Genomic DNA, 7,053 nt, shown 5'->3' on the forward strand with positions numbered 1-7,053 from the left:
GGGCCGGCCGACACGGAGGGACTAAGTGACCGGATGGCGCGCTCGATCGTGTCCTGATCGACGGTCTGGTCCCCGGCCAGTATGCGCCGGTACCGGGCGTAGGCCCGCAGGCGCTGCGTCAACTGCTCGGCGGCGAAGGGTTTTATCAGGTAGCCGATGGCGCCACGCCGCAGTGCCTGCCGCACCGAGGCAGCCTCCGCCGCAGCGCTGAGGATGAGGACGTCGGTATCCAAGGTGCGCAGCAGGTCCAGGCCGAAGGCGTCCGGAAGGTAAACGTCCAGCAGCACCAGGTCGGGATGCTGGCTTTCGACGGCGCGCAGGGCCAGTTCCGCGGTCCCCGCCGGGCTCAGAGCCTTGAATCCGGGAACCGAATCCACATAGGCCGAATGGAGCTTCGCGACGTGGAAGTCGTCGTCGACGATCAGTACGTGCAGGTCCTCGCTCATTCCGTCCTCCCTGTGATTCGGTCCTCGGCCACTTTTGCTTCCGGTGCTTCATCCGGCGCCGCCACCCGCGGTTCCACCGTACCGGGCAGCCGCGCGCAGAATACCGCGCCGGGCCCGCCCGGGCTCCCGTTTTCGGCCAGCCAGACGTCTCCGCCTCGGTCCCGGGCGATCTGCCGGCATAATGGCAGGCCCAGCCCCTGCCCGTGCGCATCCAGCGGTGTTGCCGACGCCGTCGAGAAACCTTCCGTGAAGATCCGTGCACCGTCAGGCGTTCCGTCGCCGGAGTCCGCCACCACCACGTGCAGAATACCGTCGTCGCCGGTCAACTCATCCAACAGTTCGGCCTCCACCCAACGGTCGGTATTGGCGCCGTGCACCGCCGCATGCACGGCATTGTCGATGAGGTTTCCGATCACCGTCGTGACGTCGTGCGCATCCGAGATCCGCCCGCGCACGAGCGTCTCCGGCCCGATCCGCAGGTGCACTCCGCGTTCGGCGGCCTCCACGCTCTTCGCCCCGATGAACGCGCGCAGATACGGATCGTCAAGCAGTTCCGCCTGCTCCACCGGATACTTCAACGGCCCGGTGGCGAGCAATCCGCCCACGTATTCCTCCGCCTCGCGGTAGTCGCCGATGCCCAGCAGCCCGGAAACTGTGTGCAGCCGGTTGGCGAACTCGTGCCGCTGGGCGCGCAACGCCGTCGTCATCGCGCTGACCGCCTGCAACTGCCGCGTCAGGGACTGCAATTGGGTGCGGTCGCGCAGCATGATGACGGTGCCGAGGTCCGGGCCGTGACCTCTGCGCTGCACCGCCCGCGCATTCAGGATAAGCACCCGGGAGCTGATCACCTCTTCAATCGACGGCGACTCAGGCACCGCCTGCTCCACCAGCTTTGACAACGACGGCGGCAGTCCGGCTTCGTCGAGAAGGCACCCAACGACGTCGTCCCCGGGCCTTAATCCCAGCAGCCGGCGTGCTTCCGCGTTAACCACGGTGATGCGCCGGTCGGCGGAAATGCCGATCACGCCTTCGTCCACCCCACGCAGCACGGCTTCCTGGTCCTGCGCCAAGGCGGTGATTTCCTCCGGTTCGAGCCCGAGCGTGAGCCGGCGCAGTCGCCTGCCCAGCAGCCAGGAACCGATGACGCCGAGCGCCAAAGCGGAGACCGCGGTCAGTGCGATCGGGACTATGTCTTTACGCAGGTTGTTCAAAATGTCTGCAATGGCGAAACCGACGCTGACCTCCCCCACCACCACCGATTCGGAATCCGGCGCGTAGATCGGCACCTTCGCGCGGGCGGACAGGCCGAGCGTGCCCCGCTCAACGTTGGTCACTTCGCGGCCGCTGAGCGCCGCCGTCGGATCAGTACTGACGCGGTGGCCCAACCGCTCCGGATTGGGGTGCGTAAGACGGATGCCCTCGTCGTCCGTAACTACCACGAAAAGGGCGCCGGTTCGTGCCTGGATATCCTGCGCCAGCGGAACCAGCGGCCCATTTTTCAGCTGGCTTTGCGGCAGTTCCGCGGCGTCGGCGGCCGTCATCCGGTCAGCCCCGGAGCGTACCTTGTCGTAAGTGGCGACGGTACGGGCGACCGACAGCGCCCGAAGTTCGGCTTCCATGCCGAGGCGCTGGTACGTCAGCCACCCGTGCACAGAGGCGGTCACCAGCACGACAAGGACGACGACGGCGAGCTGCAGCAACAGGATCTGGCTGGCGAAATTCAGCCCCGGAAGGCGCATCCGCCAGAGGTTCCGGGGTGGCTGGACGAACCGCTCCGGCGGAGGCGCGGCGGCGGATCCGGTCCGGGTTGACCCGTCGGTGTTACCTGCATTCATGGCGCCTCCTCCCCTCGGCAAAGTCGCAGTGATCAAAATGAGCAGAACTCAAACAATAAGCATTATGCGACGAAAATTGAAATAAGCACGAGCAGTGATCCGGGCCACTATATCGTCGGTAGCGCAGGTCACAGCAATGGCCTCCCAGAACAACACTCCGCACCTTCATCGAAGAGGATGGTCAGCAATGAGAATTTCCAGGAACGTTTCCAGAAAGCGCCGGTTGGCACAGTGGGCTGCACCGCTCGCAGCAGGGCTGCTGGTGCTGACCGGCTGTGGCGGAAGCGGCGGCGGAGGCGGTGAAGGCGGCGGCGAAGCGGCTGCCGAATATCCCACCGAAGCTATCCAGGTCATGGCTCCGGCCGACCCCGGCGGCGGCTATGACATGACCGCCCGCTCCATCGCACGGTCACTGGACGAAGGTGGCGTGATCGAGACCGGCTCGGACGTCTACAATGTGCCCGGCGGCTCCGGCACCATTGGCCTGACCCAGTTCGTCGGCGAGAATGCCGGTGACCCGCACCAGCTGATGGTGATCGGCAAAATCCTGGTCGGCGCTATCGAGCAGACCGACTCGCAGGTCGACCTTGACGACACGACGCCGATCGCCCGGCTGACGGCCGAGTATGACGCCATCGCGGTTCCGGCCGATTCGAAGTACAAGAACCTCAAGCAGCTGATGGAAGACTTTAAGGCAGACCCGGGCAGCATTGCCTGGGGCGGCGGCTCCGTCGGTGGCGTGGACCAGATCCTGGTCGCCAAGCTGGCAGAGGCTGTCGGAATCGAACCGTCCAAGATCAACTACATCCCCTACTCCGGTGGCGGCGAGCTGACGCCGGCCGTCCTATCGGGCGATGTCGACGCGGCTGCATCCGGCCTGGCGGAGTTCGCTGACCAGATCGCCGCGGGCGAGATGCGCCTGCTGGCCGTCTCGAGCGAGGAGCCGATCGAAGGCGTGGACGCCCCGACCATTATCGAGGCCGGCTATGACGTTTCCATCGCCAACTGGCGCGGCGTCGTCGCACCTCCGGAGATCACCGACGAGCAGCGTGCCGCCGCAGTCTCCATGATCGAGGAAATGCATGACACCGAAGAGTGGCAACAGGTCCTTGAGGCGAACAACTGGGAGGACTACCTGATGACCGGTGAGAAATTCTCCGAGTACATTGACCAGGAAGATAAGGACATCACCAAGACCCTGAAGGACCTGGGGATTGTCGAGTGATCGATAGCAACATCGACTCCGCGCAGCTCTCACGGGGCAAGCTCGGAACCAGGATCGCCGCCGCCGTCATAATTCTTGGCGCGGCGGTGGTCCTGTTCGACGCGTTCCGCATTGCTTCCGAGGGCGGTTTCGGGCCACAGCAGCCCGGCTTCTTCCCGGTCATCGTCGGCATTGGCCTGATGGGGTTCGGGATTGCTTTCCTGGTCCGCACCACGCTGAAGCCGGATTACGATCTCCGGGAACAGGCCGCCGAGGAGCATGCCGACACGCACTGGCGGACACTGTGGACGGTGATCGTTGGACTGGTGATCTACGCCTACGTGCTCGAACCGATCGGCTACATTCCGGCCACCGCAATCTTCTTTCTGGCCATCGCCTGGGTGGGCGGGAGCCGTAAATGGATCCGCGACATCATTGTCGCTGTACTCTTCTCCGTCGCTGTCTACTTCTTCTTCACCGAGGTGCTCGGCGTGCGGTTGCCAGCCGGACTAATGGAAATGGTGCTGTAACAACGTATGGATGTTTTTTCCGATCTGGCGAACGGCTTCGCCAACGCATTTGAGCTGCAGTATCTGCTCTTCGCCGCCGTCGGCGTCACTATTGGGACGTTTGTCGGCGTCCTGCCCGGCATTGGGCCGGCGCTGGCGCTGGCGCTGCTGCTGCCGCTGACCTATGGTTTTGACCCGACCGGCGCACTGATCATCTTCGCCGGTATCTACTACGGCTCCCTGTACGGCGGCGCGATCACCTCCATCCTGCTCAACACCCCCGGTGAGGCTGGGTCTGTTGCGACGGCGATAGACGGGCATCCGATGGCGAAGGCCGGCCGTGCCGGTCCAGCATTGGCGACGGCGGTGATGGGCTCCTTCTTCGCCGGCATCATCTCGACACTTGGATTGACGTTCCTCGCGCCCCTTGTGGCGAATCTGGCCAAATCCTTCCAGGCCACCGACTACTTCGCCCTGATGGTGCTCGCCTTCGTCTCCGTCACCGCGTTGGTGGGAACCTCCATCATCCGCGGCATGATCAGCCTCTTCGCCGGCCTGTTCATCGGCCTGATCGGGCTCGACTTCCTCACCGGACAGCAACGCTTCACCTTCGGTGCACCGGAACTGCTCGGCGGCGTCGACATCGTCATTGTCGTGATCGGGCTCTTCGCCATCGGCGAGGCGCTTTACGGTCTGGCACGGCTGCAGTTCGCCAAGGAGGAGAAGGTCGAATTCTCCGGCAGGATCTGGTTGAACAAGGCCGAACGCAAGCGCGTCTGGAAACCCTGGATCCGCGGCGGTTTCCTCGGCTTCATCTTCGGCTCCATGCCCACCGGCGGATCCGAAGTTCCGACCTTCCTCTCCTACAACCTGGAGAAACGGCTCTCGAAGCACAAGGACGAGTTCGGCAAGGGCGCCATCGAAGGTATCGCCGGCCCCGAAGCGGCCAACAACGCATCCTTCTCGGGTGTGCTGGTGCCGCTGCTGACCCTCGGTATTCCGACGTCGGCCACGGCGGCCATCATCCTGTCCGCCTTCCAGATCTACAACATCCAGCCCGGTCCGCAACTGTTCGAGACCTCACCCGACCTGGTTTGGACGCTGATCGCATCGCTGTTCATCGGCAACGTCATGTTGCTGGTCATCAACCTGCCGTTGGTGAAACTGTGGATCAAGATCCTGGACATCCCGAAGGAACTGCTGTACACCGGCATCCTGGTGTTCGGCATCCTCGGCGTGTACTCGATTTCCGGCAGCCTGGTCGAGGTGCTGATTGTCTGCGCGATCGGGGTCGGGGGCTTCTTCATGCGGGTTTACGACTTCCCGGTGGCCCCGGCAATTTTGGGCGCGATCCTCGGCCCGATGATGGAAACCCAGCTGCGGCGCGCACTCTCGATCAGCCAGGGCGACTTCTCGGTCTTCTTCACCCGCCCGCTGACCGTTGGGCTGCTGCTGGTGGCGGTCGCCATCCTGGTGCTGCCGTCGCTGCTGCCGAAGATCCTTCCCAAGCGCCACGACGCCGACAAGGTCGGCGCCGAGTAAGAGTTCATCCCGGATGACAACCGTACCGGCCGGACTATATGGTGCAGCGTCGGTTAACGTCGGCAACAACGTCGTCCATCCGGGACAGCAGGTCATGGACCGGGATGTTTACCGCTCCCGTGATGTGGGAGGCTTCAGCGGTGGTGGGCCTTGAGGATTTTCAGGCCCCGGTTGCGGGTAGTTGAGCCAGGGCGGCGCGCAGCCGGGTGTCGGCGTCGTTGGCCACGTCCTGGACAGCGTCGGTCCCGCTGAGCTGGACCATGGTCTGTGGATCGATGGTCTGGACCACCGTGGTGCCATCCGATGGGCCGCGGCGTACGACGACATTGCACGGCAGCAGCGCCCCGAGATCCGGCTCGGCGGTGAGGCCGCGCTGGGCCAGGCTGGGGTTGCAGGCGCCCAGGATGATGTAGTCTCCCAGCTCGTCTCCGGCCTCGGTGCCGAGCTTGTTCTCGAAGGTGGAGCGGACGTCGATTTCGGAGAGGATGCCAAACCCCTGTTCAGACAGGGCCTCCTTGGTCCGTTCCACCGCGTCAGCGTATGAAAGGTTGACGGTAACTGTGTGGGTGTAGCTCATCTGCTGCTCCTTGCTGGTTGTTCCTGCTTGGGCGATTCTTCCCGCGGTCGGTGATGCCGTTCAGGCGAGGGAGAGGAAGAGTTTTTCCAGGTCCTTCTTATCGATACTGGGGTCCTCCTGGCTCATGCACTGCTCCAGGCCGCTGGCGATAATGGCGAACCCGGCCTTGTCCAGCGCCCGCGACACCGCGGCGAGCTGCGTCACCACATCCTTGCAGTCACTGCCTTCTTCGAGCATGCGGGTGACAGCGCCAAGCTGGCCCTGCGCGCGCTTAAGCCGATTCACGACCGGGCCCAGGTCTGTGGTGTCGAGTTGCATTGGTTCCTCCATAGTCTTGCTTTTCCCACCTCCGAGTGTATACCCCCAGGGGTGTCTTGCATACCCCCGGGGGTATCTGTAATACTGGTTTCGTTCCCATCGAGGACAACTATTTGGAGGAAGAAAAATGATCTTAAAGCAGTACTACCTCGGATGCCTGTCCCACGGCTCCTACCTGATTGGTGATGAAACGACCGGCCAGGCAATCGTCGTCGACCCGCGCCGCGACATCGCCGAATACCTCACCGACGCGGCCGCGAATAACCTGACCATCACCGGGGTGATCAACACCCACTTCCACGCCGACTTCGTCGCCGGCCACCTCGAGCTCGCCGCCGCCACCGGAGCGTGGATCGGATACGGCCGCCTGGCCGAAACCGAATACCAGATCCGCACCTACAGCCACGGCGAAAAGGTCTCACTCGGGGAGGTGGAGCTGGAGATCCTGGAGACCCCCGGACACACCTGGGAGTCCATCAGCATCCTGGTCCGCGAACACGCCGGCGACACCACACCTGAGGCCGTGTTGACCGGCGACGCGCTGTTCATTGGCGACGTCGGGCGCCCCGATTTGGCTGCCGCCGTCGGCGCCGACCCGGACGAACTGGCCCGGGCACTCTAC

9 protein-coding genes are annotated in these 7,053 nt (G+C 63.9%); 5 read left to right on the forward strand and 4 right to left on the reverse strand.

Annotated features, from left to right (window positions below):
- Together Y707_RS29795 and Y707_RS25325 are read right to left on the reverse strand one after the other, a co-directional pair.
- The coding region (locus Y707_RS29795) for a response regulator (protein WP_035781357.1) at positions 1–446 on the reverse strand (446 nt) is incomplete at its 3' end.
- Entirely contained in the window at positions 443–2,281 is a 1,839-nt protein-coding gene (locus tag Y707_RS25325; RefSeq protein WP_333782844.1) for a sensor histidine kinase, read from the reverse strand. The genes Y707_RS25325 and Y707_RS29795, both read right to left, overlap by 4 nt.
- Positions 2,282–2,468: 187 nt before the next feature.
- Here Y707_RS25325 and Y707_RS25330 point away from each other — a divergent pair, with 187 nt between their 5' ends.
- Genes Y707_RS25330 through Y707_RS32805 form a run of 4 tightly spaced genes read left to right on the forward strand, consistent with a single transcriptional unit; the run spans position 2,469 to position 5,690 of the window.
- On the forward strand, positions 2,469–3,506 hold the full coding sequence (locus tag Y707_RS25330; protein WP_081744806.1) for a Bug family tripartite tricarboxylate transporter substrate binding protein: 1,038 nt from the start codon (positions 2,469–2,471) through the stop codon (positions 3,504–3,506).
- Positions 3,503–4,015, forward strand: a complete 513-nt coding sequence (locus tag Y707_RS0111380; RefSeq protein WP_026535180.1) for a tripartite tricarboxylate transporter TctB family protein — start codon at positions 3,503–3,505, stop codon at positions 4,013–4,015. The genes Y707_RS25330 and Y707_RS0111380 overlap by 4 nt, the downstream gene beginning before the upstream one ends.
- 6 nt (positions 4,016–4,021) lie before the next feature.
- On the forward strand, positions 4,022–5,536 hold the full coding sequence (locus Y707_RS0111385; RefSeq protein WP_026535181.1) for a tripartite tricarboxylate transporter permease: 1,515 nt from the start codon (positions 4,022–4,024) through the stop codon (positions 5,534–5,536).
- Between the two features lie 13 nt (positions 5,537–5,549).
- Positions 5,550–5,690: a hypothetical protein gene (locus tag Y707_RS32805; RefSeq protein ID WP_155852911.1), complete on the forward strand. Its 141-nt coding sequence runs from the start codon at positions 5,550–5,552 to the stop codon at positions 5,688–5,690.
- A gap of 6 nt (positions 5,691–5,696) precedes the next feature.
- Here the strand turns inward: Y707_RS32805 and Y707_RS0111390 are convergent, their stop codons facing one another.
- Entirely contained in the window at positions 5,697–6,113 is a 417-nt protein-coding gene (locus tag Y707_RS0111390) for a DUF302 domain-containing protein (protein ID WP_026535182.1), read from the reverse strand.
- A gap of 60 nt (positions 6,114–6,173) precedes the next feature.
- Positions 6,174–6,431 carry a metal-sensitive transcriptional regulator gene (locus Y707_RS0111395; RefSeq protein ID WP_026535183.1) on the reverse strand — a complete coding sequence of 86 codons (258 nt, stop codon included), beginning with the start codon at positions 6,429–6,431 and terminating at the stop codon, positions 6,174–6,176.
- 127 nt (positions 6,432–6,558) lie between these two features.
- On the opposite strand from Y707_RS0111395, the gene Y707_RS25335 reads away from it, so the two are divergent.
- On the forward strand, positions 6,559–7,053 hold a 495-nt coding region (locus Y707_RS25335), incomplete at its 3' end, for an MBL fold metallo-hydrolase (RefSeq protein WP_035781358.1).

Origin of the sequence: Arthrobacter sp. H14 (genome assembly GCF_000520495.1) — a bacterium.
GTDB lineage: Bacteria > Actinomycetota > Actinomycetes > Actinomycetales > Micrococcaceae > Arthrobacter_C.